At 74.6% G+C, this 18,740-nt stretch carries 20 protein-coding genes and 1 riboswitch; of the genes, 2 read left to right on the forward strand and 18 right to left on the reverse strand.

Features of this window, described 5'->3' with window-relative positions; all coding sequences use genetic code 11:
• Positions 1-15: 15 nt before the first annotated feature.
• The 18 genes from argC to rpe form a co-directional block, all read right to left on the reverse strand.
• Positions 16-1,017, reverse strand: a complete 1,002-nt coding sequence (gene argC, locus RM555_RS29120) for an N-acetyl-gamma-glutamyl-phosphate reductase (RefSeq protein ID WP_311414718.1) — start codon at positions 1,015-1,017, stop codon at positions 16-18.
• A 176-nt stretch (positions 1,018-1,193) separates the two neighbouring features.
• Entirely contained in the window at positions 1,194-3,740 is a 2,547-nt protein-coding gene (pheT, locus tag RM555_RS29125; protein WP_311414719.1) for a phenylalanine--tRNA ligase subunit beta, read from the reverse strand.
• A gap of 39 nt (positions 3,741-3,779) precedes the next feature.
• Entirely contained in the window at positions 3,780-4,859 is a 1,080-nt protein-coding gene (pheS, locus tag RM555_RS29130; protein ID WP_311414720.1) for a phenylalanine--tRNA ligase subunit alpha, read from the reverse strand.
• Between the two features lie 210 nt (positions 4,860-5,069).
• Positions 5,070-5,915, reverse strand: coding sequence for a TrmH family RNA methyltransferase (locus RM555_RS29135; protein WP_311414721.1), 846 nt, complete (start codon positions 5,913-5,915; stop codon positions 5,070-5,072).
• 32 nt (positions 5,916-5,947) lie between these two features.
• Positions 5,948-6,340, reverse strand: coding sequence for a 50S ribosomal protein L20 (rplT, locus tag RM555_RS29140; protein ID WP_030335718.1), 393 nt, complete (start codon positions 6,338-6,340; stop codon positions 5,948-5,950).
• Positions 6,341-6,371: 31 nt separating this feature from the next.
• Complete coding sequence (rpmI, locus tag RM555_RS29145) at positions 6,372-6,566, reverse strand: 50S ribosomal protein L35 (protein ID WP_007458415.1); 195 nt, start codon at positions 6,564-6,566, stop codon at positions 6,372-6,374.
• Between the two features lie 19 nt (positions 6,567-6,585).
• On the reverse strand, positions 6,586-7,209 hold the full coding sequence (gene infC, locus RM555_RS29150) for a translation initiation factor IF-3 (protein WP_311414723.1): 624 nt from the start codon (positions 7,207-7,209) through the stop codon (positions 6,586-6,588).
• A 336-nt stretch (positions 7,210-7,545) separates the two neighbouring features.
• Positions 7,546-8,019 (reverse strand): PH domain-containing protein, encoded by a 474-nt coding sequence (locus RM555_RS29155; RefSeq protein ID WP_311414724.1) that lies wholly within the window; start codon positions 8,017-8,019, stop codon positions 7,546-7,548.
• On the reverse strand, positions 8,016-9,041 hold the full coding sequence (locus RM555_RS29160) for a DMT family transporter (RefSeq protein WP_311414725.1): 1,026 nt from the start codon (positions 9,039-9,041) through the stop codon (positions 8,016-8,018). The genes RM555_RS29155 and RM555_RS29160 overlap by 4 nt, the downstream gene beginning before the upstream one ends.
• A gap of 29 nt (positions 9,042-9,070) precedes the next feature.
• Entirely contained in the window at positions 9,071-9,916 is an 846-nt protein-coding gene (hisG, locus tag RM555_RS29165) for an ATP phosphoribosyltransferase (RefSeq protein ID WP_311414726.1), read from the reverse strand.
• A gap of 45 nt (positions 9,917-9,961) precedes the next feature.
• On the reverse strand, positions 9,962-10,225 hold the full coding sequence (locus tag RM555_RS29170; protein ID WP_088947482.1) for a phosphoribosyl-ATP diphosphatase: 264 nt from the start codon (positions 10,223-10,225) through the stop codon (positions 9,962-9,964).
• Between the two features lie 106 nt (positions 10,226-10,331).
• Positions 10,332-10,829 (reverse strand): 6,7-dimethyl-8-ribityllumazine synthase, encoded by a 498-nt coding sequence (gene ribH / locus RM555_RS29175; protein WP_311414727.1) that lies wholly within the window; start codon positions 10,827-10,829, stop codon positions 10,332-10,334.
• 2 nt (positions 10,830-10,831) lie between these two features.
• On the reverse strand, positions 10,832-12,097 hold the full coding sequence (locus RM555_RS29180; protein WP_311414728.1) for a bifunctional 3,4-dihydroxy-2-butanone-4-phosphate synthase/GTP cyclohydrolase II: 1,266 nt from the start codon (positions 12,095-12,097) through the stop codon (positions 10,832-10,834).
• Positions 12,094-12,789, reverse strand: coding sequence for a nicotinamide riboside transporter PnuC (gene pnuC / locus RM555_RS29185; protein WP_311414729.1), 696 nt, complete (start codon positions 12,787-12,789; stop codon positions 12,094-12,096). The genes RM555_RS29180 and pnuC overlap by 4 nt, the downstream gene beginning before the upstream one ends.
• Entirely contained in the window at positions 12,789-13,469 is a 681-nt protein-coding gene (locus tag RM555_RS29190; RefSeq protein ID WP_311414730.1) for a riboflavin synthase, read from the reverse strand. Before RM555_RS29190 ends, pnuC begins: the two co-directional genes overlap by 1 nt.
• A gap of 1 nt (position 13,470) precedes the next feature.
• Complete coding sequence (gene ribD / locus RM555_RS29195; RefSeq protein ID WP_311414731.1) at positions 13,471-14,532, reverse strand: bifunctional diaminohydroxyphosphoribosylaminopyrimidine deaminase/5-amino-6-(5-phosphoribosylamino)uracil reductase RibD; 1,062 nt, start codon at positions 14,530-14,532, stop codon at positions 13,471-13,473.
• 160 nt (positions 14,533-14,692) lie between these two features.
• A riboswitch (FMN riboswitch) is annotated at positions 14,693-14,866 on the reverse strand.
• An 81-nt stretch (positions 14,867-14,947) separates the two neighbouring features.
• Positions 14,948-15,904 (reverse strand): GGDEF domain-containing response regulator, encoded by a 957-nt coding sequence (locus RM555_RS29200; RefSeq protein WP_121395205.1) that lies wholly within the window; start codon positions 15,902-15,904, stop codon positions 14,948-14,950.
• Between the two features lies 1 nt (position 15,905).
• Entirely contained in the window at positions 15,906-16,586 is a 681-nt protein-coding gene (rpe, locus tag RM555_RS29205) for a ribulose-phosphate 3-epimerase (RefSeq protein ID WP_132240180.1), read from the reverse strand.
• Between the two features lie 246 nt (positions 16,587-16,832).
• Here rpe and RM555_RS29210 point away from each other — a divergent pair, with 246 nt between their 5' ends.
• Together RM555_RS29210 and RM555_RS29215 are read left to right on the forward strand one after the other, a co-directional pair.
• Positions 16,833-17,720, forward strand: a complete 888-nt coding sequence (locus tag RM555_RS29210; RefSeq protein ID WP_311414732.1) for a septum formation family protein — start codon at positions 16,833-16,835, stop codon at positions 17,718-17,720.
• Between the two features lie 110 nt (positions 17,721-17,830).
• Entirely contained in the window at positions 17,831-18,721 is an 891-nt protein-coding gene (locus tag RM555_RS29215; RefSeq protein WP_311414733.1) for a septum formation family protein, read from the forward strand.
• Positions 18,722-18,740 lie beyond the last annotated feature (19 nt).

The raw sequence follows: 18,740 nt of genomic DNA on the forward strand, positions 1-18,740 counted from the left end.
CTGCACTCCTCGCACTCACGGTGCTACTCCCCAGATGGACAGGCCCGTCGTCTCCGGCAGGCCGCACATCAGGTTGGCGTTCTGCACGGCCTGGCCGGCGGCGCCCTTGCCGAGGTTGTCCAGCGCGCTCAGCACGATCATCCGGCGGGAGTCGACGTCGACCGTGGCCTGCAGGTGGCAGGAGTTGGAGCCGAGGGTGGCGGCGGTGTGCGGCCACGCACCCTCCGGCAGGACGTGCACGAAGGGCGCGTCCGCGTACGCCTCGGCGAGCACCGCCCGCGGGTCGACGCCCCGGGCCGGCACCGCGGTCACGGTGGCGAGGATGCCCCGGGGCATCGGCGCGAGCACCGGGGTCAACGACAGGCCGGTCGCGCCGGTGGCCTGCTTGATCTCCGGGACGTGCTGGTGGGTGCCCACGCGGTAGGGCGACAGGTCGCCCATCACCTCGCTGCCGAGCAGGTGCGGCTTGGCCGCCTTGCCGGCGCCGGAGGTGCCGGAGGCGGCGACGACCACCACGTCGGCCGGGGAGGCGGCGCCGGCGGCGACCAGCGGGGCGAGGGCCAGGATGATCGCGGCGGCGTAGCAGCCGGTGTTGGCGACCCGGGTGGCGCCGGCGATCAGCTCCCGCTGGCCGGGCAGCTCGGGCAGGCCGTAGGTCCACGGCCCGGCGTGCGTGCCGCCGTAGTAGTTGGCCCAGGCGTAGGGGTCGGCGAGGCGATGGTCGGCGCCCAGGTCGACGACCCGGAGCTCGGGCGGCAGCTGGGCCGCCAGGGCCGCCGACTGGCCGTGCGGCAGGGCCAGGAAGACCAGGTCCGCGTCGGCCAGCGTCGCCGCGTCCGTCTCGCCGAGGACCAGGTCCAGGCCGGCGAGCTGCGGGTGTACGACGTCGAGCCGGTGCCCGGCCTGGCTGTGCGCGGTGGCGGCGACCAGCTCGAACTCCGGATGCCCGGCGACCAGGCGGATCAGCTCGCCGCCGGCGTAGCCGCTCGCCCCGGCGACCGCGACTCGGATACCCATCCCCACCTCCGCATGACTATGCAGAGCAGGCTAGCAAGCGACGACACCCGTCTGCAAGTTCATGCAGTCGACTGCATGGGAATGAGGCTGGGCCCGATCGCCGCTCCCACCCACCCGTGCAGCCGGGGAACGACGAGGGCTCCTCCCGCGCCGGCGGAAGGAGCCCTCGTCGTCACTCAGGCGCCGCGCAGGGTGGCGCCGAAGCGTTCCGCGGCGCGGGCGACCGCCGCGTCCCGGGCTGCCACCGCCTCCTCCACGGTCAGCGTCCGGTCCGGGGCCCGGAAGGTGAGCTTGTACGCCAGCGACCTGCGCCCCTCGCCGAGCTGCTCCGAGGCGTACACGTCGAACAGGCGCACCTGCTCCAGCAGCCCGCCGGCGCCCTCGACGAGGGCCTGCTGCACCTGCGCGGCGGGCACCGAGGCGTCCACCACCAGCGCCACGTCGATCAGCGCCGGGGGGAAGCCCGAGACGACCGGCCCGGACGCCACCGGGGCGGCCGGCAGCGCGTCCAGGTCCAGTTCCATGGCGCTGGTGCGCCGGGGCAGCTCCAGCGCCGCCACGACAGCCGGGTGCAGCTCGCCGGCGTGCCCGACCACCGTGCCGTCGACCAGCAGCTCGGCGCAGCGGCCGGGGTGCCAGGGGGCGTACTCGGCGGCCCGGACCTCGATCCGGTGCGCGGGGACCTCGGCGGCGGCCAGCACGTCCCGGCCGGCCTCCACGGCGTCGGCCCAGCCGGCCGGGCGGCCCGCGCCCCACCAGCCGGCCGGCTCGACGTCGCCGGTCAGGACGACGGCTACGTGCCGGGGCTGGTCGGGCACCACCGCGTCGGCGGCGGCGAACTCCTCGTCGGTGGGTCGCCGGTCCACGCCCATCGCCGGCGGACGGCCGGCGTCGGGACGCGGGTGGAACACCGCGCCGATCTCGTAGAGGGCGAGGTCGCGCTGGCCCCGGCCGAGGTTGCGCTTCGCGATGCCGAGCAGCGGGCCGAGCAGCGTGGTGCGCAGCAGCGGCTCCTCCTCCGACAGCGGGTTGGCCAGCCGCACCACGCGCCGGCGCGGGTCGTCGGCCGACAGGCCGAGCTGGTCGGCCAGCCCGGGGGCGACGAACGGGTGCGCGAGCACCTCCACGTACCCCCGCTCGGCGAGCGACCGGGCCACGGCCCGGCGGCGGCGCTGCTGCCAGGTCAGGCCGCGGCCGGGCGGCGCGGTCGGCAGCACCGACGGCACCCGGTCGTACCCGTCGAGGCGGACCACCTCCTCGACCAGGTCGGCCGGGTCGGTCAGATCGGGCCGCCAGGTCGGCGGGGTGACGCTGAGCGCGCCCCCGGTGCCGGCGGCCACGCCGACCTCGCCCGGGTCCTCGGCCAGCCGGTCGGCGCCCCGGGCCACCGTGCAGCCGACCTGCTCCAGCAGGGCGGCCACCCGCGCGGGCGGGTAGCTCACGCCGATCCGCCGGCTCGGCAGGTCGGCCGGCAGGACGACCGGGGTACGCGGCCGGACGTGGTCGATGTCGAGGATCTCGTCACCGGCCGCGCCACCGGCGTGCTCGGTGAGCAGCCGGACCGCCCGCGCGACGGCCACCAGCGGCAGGGCCGGGTCGACGCCCCGCTCCCACCGCTTCGCCGCCTCGCTGAACAGCTTGTGCCGACGGGCGGTGCGCCCGACCATCACCGGGTCCCAGTGGGCGGCCTCGAAGAGCACGTTCGTCGTCCCGGCGACGACCTCGCTGGTCTCGCCACCCATCACGGCGGCCAGCGAGATCGGGCCAGAGTCGTCGCAGATCACCATGTCCTCGGGCGCGAGGGCGCGGGTGACCCCGTCCAGGGTGGTGAGCTTCTCCCCCGCCTCGGCGCGGCGGACCACCAGCGGCCCGGCGATCCGGTCGGCGTCGAAGGCGTGCATCGGCTGGCCCAGTTCGAGCATCACGTAGTTGGTGATGTCGACCGGCAGCGAGATGCTGCGGATGCCGGCGACGGTGAGCCGCCGCTGCATCCAGCCGGGGGTCGGCGCCGTCGGGTCGACGCCGCGCACGAGGCGGGCGGCGAACCGGTCGCAGCCGACGGTGTCGCGCACCTCGACCGGGTAGGCCGGCTCGGCGGTGCCGCCGGGCGCGGGCGCCAGGCCCGGGTCGCGGAACGGCACACCGAGGGCGTGCGACAGCTCCCGGGCCAGGCCACGGACGCTCATCGCGTACCCCCGGTCGGGGGTGATCTCCAGGTCGACCACGACGTCGTCGAGGCCGACGACGGGCCGCGCGTCGTCGCCCGGCTTGGCCGGGGTGTCCGCCGGCAGCACGACGATGCCGTCGTGGTCGTCGCCCAGGCCCAGCTCCCGCGCCGAGCAGATCATGCCGTGGGAGTTGCGCCCGTACGTCTTGCGCGCGCCGATGGCGAAGCCGCCGGGCAGCACGCCGCCGGGCAGGATCACCACGACCCGGTCGCCGGGGGCGAAGTTGCGCGCCCCGCAGACGATCTCCTGCGGCTCACCGGTGCCGTTGGCGTCACCGACGTCCACCCGGCAGAACCGGATCGGCTTCTTGAAGCCGGTCAGCTCCTCGATCTCCCGGACCTCGCCCACCACCAGCGCACCGGTGACGGTCTCCCGCAGGTCCGCCACGGACTCGACCTCGATGCCGAGGCCGACCAGGGCCTGCTCCAGGTCGCCGGCGGGAAGGTCGGCAGGGAGGTCGACGTACTCCCGCAGCCAACTGACAGAAACTCGCATGACTCAGACCACCGTCTCCATGACTCGTACCCGCATCGCCTACGCCCCGGTCCCGAACGCTCGGGTGAACCGCACGTCGCCCTCGGCCATGTCCCGCATGTCGCTGACCCCGTGCCGGAACATCACCGTCCGGTCGATGCCCATGCCGAACGCGAATCCGGAGTAGACCTCGGGGTCGATGCCGCAGGCGCGCAGCACCCGCGGGTTGACCATGCCGCAACCGCCCCACTCGACCCAGCGCGGGCCGTCGCGGTGCTCCGGGAACCAGACGTCGAACTCGGCCGACGGCTCGGTGAACGGGAAGTAGTGCGGCCGGAAGCGGGTCTTCGCGCCCTCGCCGAACATCGCCCGGGCGAAGTGGTCCAGGGTGCCGCGCAGGTGCGCCATGGTGATGCCCCGGTCCACCACGAGCCCCTCCACCTGGTGGAAGACCGGCGCGTGGGTGGCGTCCAGCTCGTCGGTGCGGTAGACCCGGCCCGGCACGATCACGTAGATCGGCGGCTTGCGGGTCAGCATGGTGCGCGCCTGCACCGGCGAGGTGTGCGTACGCAGGACGAGGCCGGAGCCCTCCGTGCCCTCCGACGGCGCGACGTGGAAGGTGTCCATCAGGCCGCGCGCCGGGTGGTCGGCGGGGATGTTCAGGGCGTCGAAGTTGGTCCACTCCAGCTCGACCTCGGGCCCCTCGGCCACCTCGTAGCCCATGCCGACGAACAGGTCGCTGACCTGCTCCATCAGGGTGCTGATCGGGTGCCGGGCGCCCCGGGGCCGCCGGTCGTGGGGCAGCGTCACGTCGACGCGCTCCTCCACCAGCACCCGTTGCGCCTGCTCCCGGTCCAGGACCTCCTGGCGGGCCGCGTACGCGGCGTCGATGGCGCGGCGGGCCTCGTTGACCCGCTTGCCGGCGTCGGACTTGGCGGCCGGCGGCAGCGCGCCGATCTCGCGGCGGGCCAGCGAGACCGGGGACCGGTCGCCGAGGTGCGCCGGGCGCAGCGCGGTCAGCGCGTCCGGGTCACCGGCCTCGGCGAACGCCTTCTCGGCGGCGGCGACGGTCTCGGCCAGGGCGGCCGGGTCGAGCAGGGCGACCTGCTTCGGGTCGTACGGATCGTTGCGGTAGCTCATGGCGTACGGGCACTCCCTCACGGCGGCGCCAGCCCTCACGGGCGGCGAAGCGAGTCTACGGACGCGCGGCTGTGCCGCAGCCCGCCGGTGGGAGTTGTGCGGAGAGCAGGTCAGGCCCGCCGCCCGCCGACACCGGCGGGCTGGCTAAACGAACGCCGTGGCGCGTTCATGGGCGGACGGTCTCCCCTGCGATCTGTCTCGACGGCCGGGTCACGACCGCCGCTGTGCTCTCGCCGAAGCGTACAGGCAGACGGCGGCGGCCGCAGCCAGGTTCAGGCTCTCGGCGTGCCCGTGCAGGGGCACCCGGACCCGGGCGTCGGCGGCGGCGGTGAGCGCCTCGGGCAGGCCGTGCGCCTCCGCGCCGAAGAGCCAGGCCGTGGGGGCGGCGAGCCGCCCGTCGTCGGCGAGGTCGTCGAGGTCGTCCTCGCCGTAGCCGGTGGTGGCGAGCACGGTGAGACCGGCGGCGCGCAGCGCCGCGACGACGTCCACCGGGTCGGGCGCGCGGACCACGTCGACGTGGAAGAGGCTGCCGGCCGAGGCCCGCACGCACTTGCCGTTGTACGGGTCGACGGCCTCGCCGGCGAAGACCACCGCACCGGCGCCCGCGGCGTCGGCGGTGCGCAGCACGGTGCCGGCGTTGCCCGGGTCGCGGATCCCGGCGAGCACGGCCACCAGGCGGGGCCCGTCGGCCAGGGCCCGCTCCAGCGGCACGTCGAGGTGGTGGCAGACGGCGACGAGGCCCTGCGGGGCGACGGTCTCGGCCAGCGCGGCGAGCGCCTCGTCGGTCGCCTCGGAGACGGGCACGTCGGCACGGGCCGCGACGGCGGCCAGGTCGGCGTGCCGGTCCAGGGCGGCGGGCGTACCGAAGAGCTCGGTGACCACCCCCGGGCGGGCCAGGGCCTCACGGACCGCCTGCGGCCCCTCGGCCAGGAAGCGGCCGGCGGCCTCGCGGTCCCGGCGGCGCTGCAACCGGCGGGCGGCGACGACCCTGGGGGTACGCGGGGTGAAGGGGCCGGAGACAGCGTCGAGGCGTCTCCCGCGCGATGGTGACTGCATGGGAGACGCCTCGATCTGCTGGTGCGTGGGGATCAGGCGGCCTGGGCCGCCGCGCCGCCGGTGCCCTCGGCCGCGACCGCGGCCCGGGCCAGCTCGACGATCGCCGCGAAGGCGGCGGCGTCGTTGACGGCCAGGTCGGCCAGGATCTTGCGGTCGACCTCGATGCCGGCCAGGCGCAGGCCCTGGATCAGGCGGTTGTAGGTCATCCCGTTGGCGCGGGCGCCCGCGTTGATCCGCTGGATCCACAGCTGCCGGAAGTCGCCCTTGCGGTCGCGACGGTCCCGGTAGGCGTACTGCATCGAGTGCAGCACCTGCTCCTTGGCCTTGCGGTAGAGGCGGGAGCGCTGACCGCGGTAGCCGCTCGCGGTCTCCAGCAGGGTACGACGCTTCTTCTGGGCGTTCACAGCCCGCTTGACGCGTGCCATCTCAACTCCTAATTACGTAAGGTGGCGCGCGTCAGCGGCCGAGCAGCTTCTTGATGCGCTTGACATCGGCCTTGGCCAGCACCACGGTGCCGGTCAGCCGACGGGTCTGGGTGGAGGGCTTCTTCTCCAGGTTGTGCCGGAGGCCGGCCTGCTGGGCAACGATCTTGCCCTTGCCGGTCACCTTGACCCGCTTGCCCATTCCCGTGTGGCTCTTCATCTTCGGCATGTGGAACGTCTCTCCCCTGTTACTCGCCGCTGTTGTCGGCGACGGTGCCGGTGTCACCGGCCGCTGCGGGCTCGTCGGCCGGGGCGCCCTCGGCGTCCCGCTCCTTCGGCCCACCCCGGGTGGCCGTGGCGGCGACCGCGGCGGCCTTGGTGGCGCGGTGCGGCGCGAGCACCATGATCATGTTTCGACCGTCCTGCTTCGGAGCGGCCTCGACGTACCCCAGCTCCGAGATCTCCGACTCGAGCCGGCGCAGGAGCCGGTAACCCAGCTCCGGGCGGCTCTGCTCGCGACCGCGGAACATGATCGTTACCTTGACCTTGTCGCCCGCCTTGAGGAACCGCACCACGTGACCCTTCTTGGTCTCGTAGTCGTGCGGGTCGATCTTCGGCCGGAGCTTCATCTCCTTGATGACGGTCTGCTGCTGGTTACGCCGCGCTTCGCGCGCCTTCAGTGCGCTCTCGTACTTGAACTTGCCGAAGTCCATGAGCTTGCACACCGGCGGGCGCGCCATCGGCGCAACCTCGACCAGGTCCAGGTCGACGTCCGCGGCCAGCTGAAGGGCGCGCTCCAGCGGGACGATGCCCACCTGCTCACCCTCGGGGCCGACCAGTCGGACCTCACGTGCCCGGATCTGCTCGTTCACGCGTGGTTCGACGCTGATGGGGCCTCCTCGAGTCGGAATCTCTACGTGACCGACCCTCGCGGCTCCCGGGTGGGAGCCGACCCGGAAAGCAGAAGGCCCCGGCGCATGCCAGGGCCCGCTCGACCGGTCGGCACGATCACATGATCGCGCATCCGGTGCCGGGACGTGCCCGGAACCGGTGACCGGACCCGGCCACCGTGGTGGCGACTCGGGTGGGAGCAGGCGCTCCTCTTTCAAGGCTGCACGCATGGGCGCGAGGCGCACACACGAAGACAGCCTGGTCGACTTGGTAACACTACACCCTCGCCCGGACACCCACCCAACCGGGCACCCGGGTCAGCGGCCGGCGGCGCCCTCGGTGAGCCGGGCCTGGTGCGCCTGGTGCAGCCGGCGCAGGGCGCGGACACCCTCGACGGCCCGCTCCTTGTCGGCGGCCTGGAGGGCGACCATCGGCAGCAGGTCGTCGTCGTGCAGCTCCAGGCTGGCCCAGGGCGCGCCCCGGTCGAAACGGACCCCCCGGACGACCTCCCACGGCAGCTCGTACGAGCCGACGAGGTTGCGCACGCGCACCCCCGACGCGTTCGCGTCGACCCGGGGACGGGTGAAGATCAGGACGGCGAGCGCACCGAGGACGCCGAGCCCGACCATCGCGATCTGGTCGCCCCGCTGGAAGCTGCCGTAGCCGTTGCCCGTCGCGCCGCTCAGCGAGGTGGCCAGCAGGCTGAACACCACGAACAGCACGGCCGCGCAGGTCCAGCAGACCACTCGGATGCGGCGCGGGCGCAGGTGGACGGACTCGATTTCGCTCACCCCACCAGTCTGCCACCCGGCCCCGGCCGTTCCCGCGCCGCCACACGCTCCGCCTCAGGACCGGCGGCGGTCGGCGGCACGGCGTCGCGCGGACCCCGCCGGCCGCCCCCTCGGCCGGCGACCAGGGCGGCCGCCAGGGTGAGCAGCGCCCCGGTCAGCACCGGAAGCCGCAGGCCGGGGCCGCCCGGCAGCAGCGCGTCCAACAGCAGGGCGCCGCCCAGCTGGCCGGCGACCAGGGCGAGCCCGGTGCGCAGCACGCCGACCGCGGGGACCCCGACCAGCAGGGCGGCCACGATGACGACGCCGAGCAGGCCGCCGGTGTAGAGGTACCAGTCGTCCGGCCAGGTCGGGCCGGGCCCGGTGAGGGCGCCGGCCAGCGCCGCGACCAGCAGCACGACGGGCGTGGCCGTGGCGAAGTTGACCACCATCCCGGCGGCGGCCGAGCTGGCGGCGGAGACCCGCGCGTTCAGCGCGGACTGGAGCGCGACACCGAGCCCGCCGGCCACGGCGAGCAGGACCAGGCCGAGGGCGAGGTCGCCGACGGGCTGGCCGAGCTGGGCCAGCGTCACGGCGGTCACGCCGAGCAGCGCACCGGCCACCCGGGGCGGGGTGAGCGCCAGCCGCCCCACCGGCGCCAGCCCGGCCCGGTCGACGGCCAGCCCGCCGAGGCTGCCGCCGGCGACCTGGGCGATGGTGAAGACCGCCACCCCGAGCACCGGCACGATGTACGCGCCGGCCAGCACGATGCCCGCGCCGCCGAGCCCGCCCAGGTACGTCCACCAGGGCAGCCGGGCCCGGCGCAGCGCGGCCAGGCCGGTGCGCGCCGAGGGCAGCGCCAGGACCCCGAGGCCGACCAGCAGCGCCCCGCCGAGGTTGTTGACCACCGCGCCCAGGGTCGCGTTGCCGGCCCGCTCGCCCAGCTCGGCGTTGGCCGCGCCCTGGGCCGCCGAGGCGACGCCGGCGAGGGTGACCAGGGTCAGCGCCACCCACGGCGGCAGCGCCCGCGACACCGGGGACGGCACTGGGGCACCCGCCGCCGTGGGCGAACGGCTCACAGCCGGCAGGCGTGGATGTTGGTGACCAGGATCGCGCGGGCCCCGAGCGCGTACAGCTCGTCCATGATCCGGTGCACGTCGTCGCGGAGCACCATCGCCTGCACCGCCACCCAGCCCTCGCGGTGCAGCGGGGAGACGGTCGGCGACTCGATGCCCGGGGTCAGCGAGCTGGCCCGGTCGAGCAGGCCGGCCGGCACGTCGTAGGCGAGCATCACGTAGCGGCGGGCGACCAGCACCCCGTGCAGCCGGCGCAGCAGCTGCGCGGCCTGCGGGTGGGCCTCGGCGTCGGCGCGGCGGACCAGCACCGCCGACGAGCGCAGCAGCGGCTCGCCGAAGACCACCAGGCCGGCCTGGCGCAGCGTGGTGCCGGTCTCGACCACGTCGGCGACCACGTCGGCGACGCCGAGCCGGATGGCGTTCTCCACCGCGCCGTCGAGGCGGGTCACCTCTGCCTTGACGCCCAGCTCCGCGAGGTGCCGCTCGACGAGCCCCGGGTACGCGGTGGCGATCCGGTGCCCGCCCAGCTCCCGCACGTCGTCGACGTCCTCCGGGCGGGCGGCGAAGCGGAAGGTGGCCCGGCCGAAGTCGAGATCCATGACCTCCTCGGCCGGCGCGCCGGAGTCGATCAGCAGGTCCCGGCCGGTGATCCCGACGTCGAGGTCGCCTGAGCCGACGTAGGTGGCGATGTCCTTCGGGCGCAGGTAGAAGAATTCGACGTCGTTGGGCTCGTCCCGGCAGACCAGGTCCTTCGGGTCGGTGCGTTGGCGGTAGCCCGCCTCGCGCAGCATCTGGGCGGCCTTCTCGGCCAGGGCGCCCTTGTTCGGAATGGCGACACGCAGCATGACGGAGTGCTCCTTCGATCGAAACTGATCAACGACGGGGCGCACTCACAGATGTCGGTAGACGTCCTTCAGGTCGAGGCCGCTGGCCAGCATCAGCACCTGGACCTGGTAGAGCAGCTGGGAGATCTCCTCGGCGGTGCGTTCCGGACCCTCGTGCTCGGCGGCCATCCACGACTCGGCCGCCTCCTCGACGACCTTCTTGCCGATGAAGTGCACGCCCTTCTCGAGCGCGGCGACCGTGCCCGAGCCGGGGGTGCCCGCAGCGGCCTTGGCCTGCAGCTCGGCGAACAACTCCTCGAACGTCTTCACGCCGCGATTCTTCCAGCCGCCCCGACGGCGCCGGTGCGCCGGGTCAGGCCCCGCTCACCGACCGGGAACGCGGCACGGCGGCAACGCGGTCCCGGTCGGTCGGGGGTCAGCCGCCGAAGCCGACCCGGTGGCCGTTGCTGGCGAGGGCGCGGATGGCCAGGGCGGCGTCGAGGGCGGCGAGGGTGGCCGACCAGCCCTTGTCCTCCGCCGAGCCGGGCAGCCCGGCCCGGTCCCGGGCCTGCGCGAGGGTGTCGACGGTGAGGACCCCGTGCGCGACCGGCTTGCCCTCGTCCAGCGCCACCCGGGTCAGCCCGTCGGTGACGGAGCGGCAGACGTAGTCGAAGTGGGCGGTGGCGCCGCGGATCACCACGCCGAGCGCGACCACCACGTCGCAGCGCCGCGCGAGGGCCTGGGCCACCACGGGCAGCTCGACCGAGCCGGCCACCCGGGCGGTGACCGCCCGGGCCCCGCACGCCTCGGCGGCGGCGACCGCCCGGTCGAGCATGTGGTCGGTCAGCTCGCCGTGCCAGCGCGCCGCGACCACGCCGACGGTCATCCCGGCGGCGTCCACCGCCGTCACGCCCGGTTCACCGAAACCCGCCATGCCTACGCTCCGATCTCGTCGCCGAGGACCGGGCGGCCCATCGGGGCCTCCGTCACCTCGTCCAGCTCGTCCAGCAGGTGCCCCATCCGGTCCCGCTTGGTGCGCAGGTAGCGCACGTTCTCCGGGTGCGGGCGCACCGGCAGCCCCTCGCGGCCGGTGACGGTCAGCCCGTAGCCCTCCAGCCCGGCGCGCTTGGCCGGGTTGTTGGTGAGCAGCCGCATCGAGCGCACCCCGATGTCGTAGAGGATCTGCGCGCCGGTGCCGTAGTCGCGGGCGTCGGCCGGCAGGCCCAGGTCGAGGTTGGCGTCGACCGTGTCCCGGCCCTGGTCCTGGAGCTGGTACGCCTGGAGCTTGTGCAGCAGCCCGATGCCGCGCCCCTCGTGGCCGCGTACGTAGAGCACCACGCCCCGCCCCTCCCGGGCCACCCGGTCCAGGGCGGCGTCGAGCTGCGGGCCGCAGTCGCAGCGCACCGAGCCGAAGACGTCCCCGGTGAGGCACTCGGAGTGCACCCGCACCAGCACGTCGCGCCCGTCGCCGATCTCGCCCGTGACCAGGGCGACGTGCTCGGCCGAGTCGTGCTCGCTGCGGTAGCCCAGGGCCCGGAACACGCCGTGCCGGGTGGGCATCCGGGCGTCGGCGACCCGCTCGACCTGCTTCTCGGTCCGCCGCCGGTACGCGACCAGGTCGGCGATGGTGACCAGGGTCAGGGCGTGCTCGGCGCAGAACTTCTCCAGGTCCGGCACCCGCATCATGGTGCCGTCGTCGTTGACCAGCTCGCAGAGCACGCCGGCGGGGCGCAGCCCGGCCAGCCGGGTCAGGTCGACGGCGGCCTCGGTGTGGCCGGGCCGGCGCAGCACGCCGCCCTCGCGGGCCCGCAGCGGCACCACGTGGCCGGGCCGGGCCAGGTCGGCCGGGCCGGTGCCGGGGTCGGCCAGCAGCCGGATGGTATGCGCCCGGTCGGCGGCGGAGATGCCGGTGCTGACGCCCTCCCGGGCGTCGACGGTCACCGTGTAGGCGGTGCCGCGCCGGTCCTGGTTGGTGTGGTGCTGCGGCGGCAGGTCCAGCCGGTCGCACTCGCTCTCGGTCAGCGGCGCGCAGATGTAGCCGGACGTGTGGCGCACCATGAAGGCGAGCAGCTCCGGCGTCGCCAGCTCGGCGGCGAAGATCAGGTCGCCCTCGTTCTCCCGGTCGGCGTCGTCGACCACGACGACGGGCCGGCCGGCGGCGATGTCCGCCACCGCCTGCTCGATGCTCGCAAAGGTGGTCATGCCACGGCCTCCGAGTAGGTCGACGGGATCGGGGCGGGCGCCGGGCGGGCGGCCCGCGAGGTGCGCCACCAGGCGACCAGGCCCCAGGCGCAGAAGGCGCCGTAGACGAGGTACATGGCGGCCGAGGGGTAGAACCCGCCGCGCAGCAGCAGCGGCACGCCGACCGCGTCGACGGCGATCCAGATGAGCCAGAAGTCCACCCAGCCGCGCGCCATGCCGTACGTGGCGAGCAGGCTGCCGGTGAGGATCCAGGCGTCCGGCAGCGGCCCCCAGGAGCCGAGCGCGGCGAGCAGCGGGTACGCCGCCGCGGTGCCGATCCCGGCCGCGAGCAGCAGGCCGAGCCGTTCCCGGCCGGTGGCCCAGCGGGGCGCCACCGCGGCCCCGTCGCCGACGCCGTGGCGGCGGTTGCGCGACCAGCGCCACCAGCCGTAGACGCTGAGCGAGAAGAAGAAGACCTGCCTGCCCGCCTGCCCGTAGAGGTCGTGCGCCTGCGGGGTGGCGAAGACGCCGCCCAGGAAGACGGTGAACAGCAGCGCGTTGCCGATCATGCCGACGGGCCAGGCCCAGACCAGCCGGCGCAGGCCGAACACCGCCGACGCCAGCCCGAAGCCGTTGCCGACGATCTCCCGGACCAGCACCGGCGACCCGGCGATGTCGACCTGCGCGTGGAGCAGCCACCCGAGCGGGCCCATCAGGCCGCTCCGCCCGTCGCGGCGGCGCCCGACAGACCGGCGACCGGCAGCCCAGGCGGGCCGGCGTCGGGAACGGCGGACCCGTCCAGCCGGGCGCCGAGCAGCCGCTCGACGTACTTGGCGAGCACGTCCACCTCGAGGTTGACCGGGTCGCCGACGCCCCGGGCACCGAGGGTCGTCAGCTTCAGCGTCGTCGGGATCAGGCCGACCGCGAACCAGTCCGGGCCGACGCCGGCGACGGTCAGCGAGACGCCGTCGACCGTGATCGAGCCCTTCTCCACCACGTACCGGGCCAGTGCGGCGGGCAGCCGGAACCGGACCGTCTCCCACTGCGCGGCCGGCTCGCGGGCGATCACCTCGCCGACGCCGTCGACGTGCCCCTGCACGAGGTGCCCGCCGAGGCGGCTGCCCAGCGCGGCGGCCCGCTCCAGGTTGACCGGGTCGCCGGCCCGCAGCGCGCCCAGCGCGGAGCGGCGCAGCGTCTCCCCCATCACGTCCGCGGTGAAGGTCCCGTCGGAGACGTCGACCACGGTCAGGCAGACGCCGTTGACCGCGATCGAGTCGCCGTGCCGGGCGTCCGAGGTGACCAGCGGGCCGCGGACCGCGACCAGCGCCGAGTCACCCGCCGTCTCCGTGATCCGGACGACCTCACCCAACTCCTCGACGATGCCGGTGAACATGTCAGCCCTCCCTCTTCCGGGGCAGCGCGGTGATCCGCAGGTCGGGTCCGACCTGCGTGACGTCGATGAACTCCAGGTCGATGGCCTCGGCGATGGTGTTCACACCGGCGTCGACCAGGGCGGTCGGGCCGGCGCCGAGCAGCCGGGGCGCGACGTAGCCGACGATCTTGTCGACCAGGCCGGCGGCCAGGAAGGCGCCGGCCAGCTTCGGGCCGCCCTCCAGCAGCGCGGCACGGATTCCCCGCCCGTGCAGCGCGGCGAGCAGCGCCGGCAGGTCGACCCGGCCGTCGGGCCCGGTGCCGACCTCCGCCGCGGTGGCGATCCACGTGCGCGCCGCGCCGTCGCGGACGCGGGCGTCGGCCGGCGTACGACCCTCGGTGTCCACCACGACCCGCAGCGGCTGCCGGATGGCGAGCGTGCCGTCGCGCAGGTTGCGGGCGGTGAGCCGGGGGTCGTCGGCGAGGACCGTGCCGACCCCGGCGAGCACCGCGTCGACGGTGCCGCGCAGCGCGTGCACGTCCATCCGGGCGGCCTCGGAGGTGATCCACATGCTGGTGCCGTCGGCCGCCGCCGACCGGCCGTCCACCGTCGCGGCGAACTTCCAGATCACGTACGGCCAGCCCCGGCGCATCGAGGTGAGCCAGGCGACGTTGCCGGCCTCGGCCTCGGCCTCGCGTACCCCCGTGTCGACCTGGATCCCGGCGGCGCGCAGCGTGGCGGCGCCCCCGGTGGCGAGCGGGTTGGGGTCGGGCACGGCGATGACGACCCGGGCGACGCCGGCGCGCACCAGCGCGGTGCTGCAGGGGCCGGTGCGGCCGGTGTGGTCGCAGGGTTCCAGGGTGACCACGGCGGTGCCGCCACGGGCCCGTTCCCCCGCCTGGGCGAGCGCGACGATCTCGGCGTGCGGCCCACCGGCGTAGGCGTGGAATCCCTCGCCGACCACCTGCCCGGCGGCGTCGAGCAGCACGCAGCCGACCACCGGGTTGGGGCTGGTCGTGCCGAGACCGCGCGCGGCGAGTTCCACCGCGCGACGCATCGCCTCATCGACGGAGACGCCGGCCATGCCCTGCCCTCTCACTCGCCGGTCGACGCGCGGGCGGGCACGGGAGGCAACGGCATGGGGCCGCGAGCGTGCGGCGGCGGAGATCCGGGTACGGCGGGGCCGCCCCGGGGGGCGCGCACGGCACGCTGAACTCAGCGGCCGGGCAGGGCCCGTCCGTCCCGCGCGCTGTCTCCCATCCGGACTGTCTGGGGGCGGGGTTTCCCGCTCCCAACCGTCGGCCCCGGATTCTCACCAGGTCCACCGGGCGGCACGAGGCCGACCGGGTCGCGGGCTTACCACGGTCACACCGTGGATCACCGCCGGTTCGGAATTACACCGAGTCCCGCCAGCGCGTGGTGGGTACACGGGAAGTGTTACACGCCGGACGGGGGGTCGTGCCACCCGGGCGTGGTACTTCACAGCAACAGCGCACGAATCAGGTAACCCCGCGCCGGCGGTCCACCGCCACGTACGAGCCGGGTTGGCTCTTGGCCACCGTCTTCATCTCCGACGCGACCGCGATCGCCTCCAGCGGGTCGGTGAACCGCTTGCCGGAGTCGGAGAGGGACACGCCGATCGACAGGGTGACCAGGGCTGCCCGCCGGATGTTGCCCCGGCGGTCCTTCAGCTCCACGTAGCCGCGCGCGGCGTCGACCGGGTCGTAGAGCGAGTCGGCGGCCTTCTCGAAGTCGGCGGAGACCCGGGAGGTGAGCGGCCGGACCTGCTCCGGGGCACAGACGATGACGAAGTCGTCCCCGCCGACGTGCCCCAGGAAGGCCGGCGGCAGCCCGACCGAGACCACCGCCCGGTGCAGGCTGCGGGCCAGGGCCGAGATGAAGTCGTCGCCGCGGACGAAGCCGTACCGGTCGTTGACGCTCTTGAACCGGTCGATGTCGATGTAGCCGACGGCGTAGTCGACCCCGCTGCGGACGCGGTCGGAGATCTCCCGGCGGATCCGGCTGTTGCCGGGCAGCCCGGTCAGCGGCGAGACCTCGCGGAACTCCTTGTTGCGGCGCAGCGTGGAGCTGACCCGGGCGACCAGTTCGGCGGTGTCGAAGGGCTTGACCAGGTAGTCGTCGGCGCCGGCGCTGAGCCCGTGCACCTTGTCCACCGTCATGCCCTTGGCGGTCAGCATGATCACCGGCAGGGCGGAGGTCATCGGGTCGGCGCGCAGCCGGCGGGTCAGTTCCAACCCGTCGATGCGCGGCATCATCAGGTCGACCACCGCCAGGTCGGGTCGCTGGCGCTCGATCACCTCGAGCGCCTCCTGCCCGTCGCTGGCGTGGATCACCTCGAAGCCGTGCAGCCGGAGGTTGAACGCGACGAAACGCGCGATGTCCTCGTCGTCGTCGACGACGAGGATGACGTCCGGACGGTCGCCGGCCGGTTCCACGTCAGGCCCCGGGGGCGGCGTGTTCCGCGAGTGCCCGCAGCTTCCGGATGGCCTCGGCGGGGTCGTCGGCGCCGTAGACGGCGGTGCCGGCGACGAACGCGTCGGCCCCCGCCTCGGCCGCCTGGGCGATGGTGTCGGCGGCGATGCCGCCGTCGACCTCGATGCGCAGTTCGAGGTGGCCGGCGTCGACGTGCCGGCGGGCCGTACGCACCTTGTCCAGCAGCTGCGGGATGAACCGCTGCCCGCCGAAGCCGGCCTTGATCGTCATGATCAGCAGCGTGTCGAAGCTCGGCAGCAGCTCCAGGTACGGCTCGATCGGGGTGTCCCGGTCGATCGCCAGCCCCGCCTTGGCCCCCGCCGAGCGCAGGTCCTTGGCCAGGGCCACCGGGTCGTCGCACGCCTCGGCGTGGAAGGTGACGTTGTACGCCCCGGCGTCGGCGTAGCCGGGCGCCCAGCGGCGCGGGTCCTCGATCATCAGGTGCACGTCGAAGGGCAGCTCGGTGGCGGCCCGCAGGCTCTGCACCACGGGCAGCCCGATGGTCAGGTTGGGCACGAAGTGGTTGTCCATGACATCCACGTGCAGCCAGTCCGCGGCGTTCTCGACGGCGCGGACCTCCTCGGCGAGGCGGGCGAAATCGGCGGCGAGGATGCTGGGCGCGACGATCGGCGGCGGTACGGTCACCGGGCCAGTGTACGAACGTGGCCGACGGCGGCCCGCAGCGCGCCACCAACGGGACACCCGGTGACCCGACGGTGACCAGTGGTGCAGAATTGGTCCTCCCGGCCCGGCGAAAGCGGACGAAGGGCCATCCGTGACTGGCCGGACGACGGAAACGCGGCGAGACTCCATCAGGGACGGTGACGTGAGCCGCACGCCCGCGCGGTGCCCGGCGGCGGTCGACGCGTCAGCTCCCGGAAAGGGCGGACGATGCGACGGTGGCTCGCGGCGCTGGCGCTGGCCGGCACGCTGACGGTCCTGCTGTCCGGCTGCGTACGACCGGGTGGCTCCGACGGCGACCTCACCGACGACTGGCCGGCACTGCGGGCGCCGCAGCTGTTCGTGCCGGCCACCGACGCCTGTCTGCCCCGGATCACCACCGTCGTGCAGGCCCGCACCTACGAGGCGGTGGACTGCTCCCGCAACCACCTGGCCGAGACCGTGCACGTGGGCAGGTTCGCCGGGCCGGCCGCCGACGGCGACCGGCCCGAACCGGGATCCGCGGCCCTGCGGCCCGCCCGCGCCGAGTGCGACCAGCGCGCCCGCGAGGTGCTCGGCGGCGACTGGCACGCCGCCCGCGTCACCCTCACCATCGCCCTGCCCTCCGCCCCCGCGTGGCGCGCGGGCGCCCGCTGGTTCCGCTGCGACCTGAGCGAGACCGGCAGCATCGACAACACCCGGCCGGTGAACCGCACGGGCAGCCTGCGGGGCGCGATGATCGGCGACTCCCCGCTGCTGCACCGCTGCTTCGACCCCAAGCTGATCGGCGACAACCTGAACTACATGGCCCCGGTGCTGTGCACCGAGCCGCACCGCGCCGAGTTCGTCGGCGTCTACCTGGAGCGGGACATGACCTGGGCCGAGTTCGGCCGGTCCCACCGGCAGGCACACACGCGTTGCATGGCGCTCATCGCCGCCTTCGCCGAGGTGCCCGTCAACAGCGACCTGCCGTACCGGGCGGGCTCGATCTTCTATCCCCCGTCGCAGCGGGAGTGGCACGAGGGCGACCGGGGCGTGCGGTGTTTCCTGTGGAGCGACGACCGGAAGCTGACCCGCTCCATGCGGGGCGCCGGCCCGCAAGGGTTGCCCGCGAGCTGAGCGGGGGTGCCGTATGCTGCCGCACCGTGGCGTGTCCGGCCGCCTCCGCGCCGGTGGGACCGCCGCGCTGGCCGCCGCCGGGTGCGGCCCACGAACGGCGGGAGGTCGGGATGCGACGGTGGTGGACGGCGGCCACGGCGGGCGCGGTGGCGGCCCTGGCGCTCGCCGGTTGCGGCACCCCGGCCGGCACCGACCGTGACCTGACCGACGACTGGCCGGCGCCCGCCGCGCCGCAGGCGTTCGTACCCGCCGCCGGGGTCTGCCACGTCGGCGTGCAGGACGTCGGCTACCTGACCGCCTACCACCCCGTCGACTGCGCGGTGTCGCACCGCACGGAGACCGTGCACGTCGGCACGCTGACCGGGGCGGGAGCCGACCGGGTCACGCCCCCGCCGGCCGGTTCGGCCGGCATGCGCGCCGCCCGCGCCGAGTGCGACGCGAAGGTCAACGAGATGGTCGGCGGCGACTGGCGCTCGGGCCGGCTCGGGCTGAGCGTGGTGCTGCCGTCGCCGCAGGCGTGGGGCGGCGGCGCCCGCTGGTTCCGCTGCGACCTGAGCGAGCAGACCAGCCTCGACGAGGCCGCCGCGAAGGCCCGCACGGGCAGCCTGAAGGGCGCGCTGACCGGCGCCGCCCCGCTCGCCCACCGCTGCTTCAACCCGAAGACCCGGGCCGACGAGGTGCGGGAGATGGTGCCGGTCGCCTGCACCAGCAAGCACCGCGCCGAGTTCGTCGGGGTGTGGCAGGCCCCCGACACCAGCTACGACGACTTCGGCCGGGACGCCCGGAAGGTGCACCGGGCGTGCCGGACGCTGATCGCGAAGTACGCGAGGGTGCCGGACAACGGCGACCTGCAGTACCGGGCCGGCTCGATCTACTACCACCCGTTCGAGCGGGAGTGGCGCAACGGCAACCGGGGCGTGCAGTGCTTCCTGTGGGTCAGCGACCGCAACCTCACCCGGTCGGTGAAGGGCGCCGGCACGAAGGGCCTGCCGGTCACCTGAGCGGGGCGGTCGGGGGGGC

The sequence above is a fragment of the Micromonospora reichwaldensis genome (assembly GCF_031845925.1).
In the GTDB taxonomy this organism is placed as follows: Bacteria; Actinomycetota; Actinomycetes; order Mycobacteriales; family Micromonosporaceae; genus Micromonospora; species Micromonospora reichwaldensis.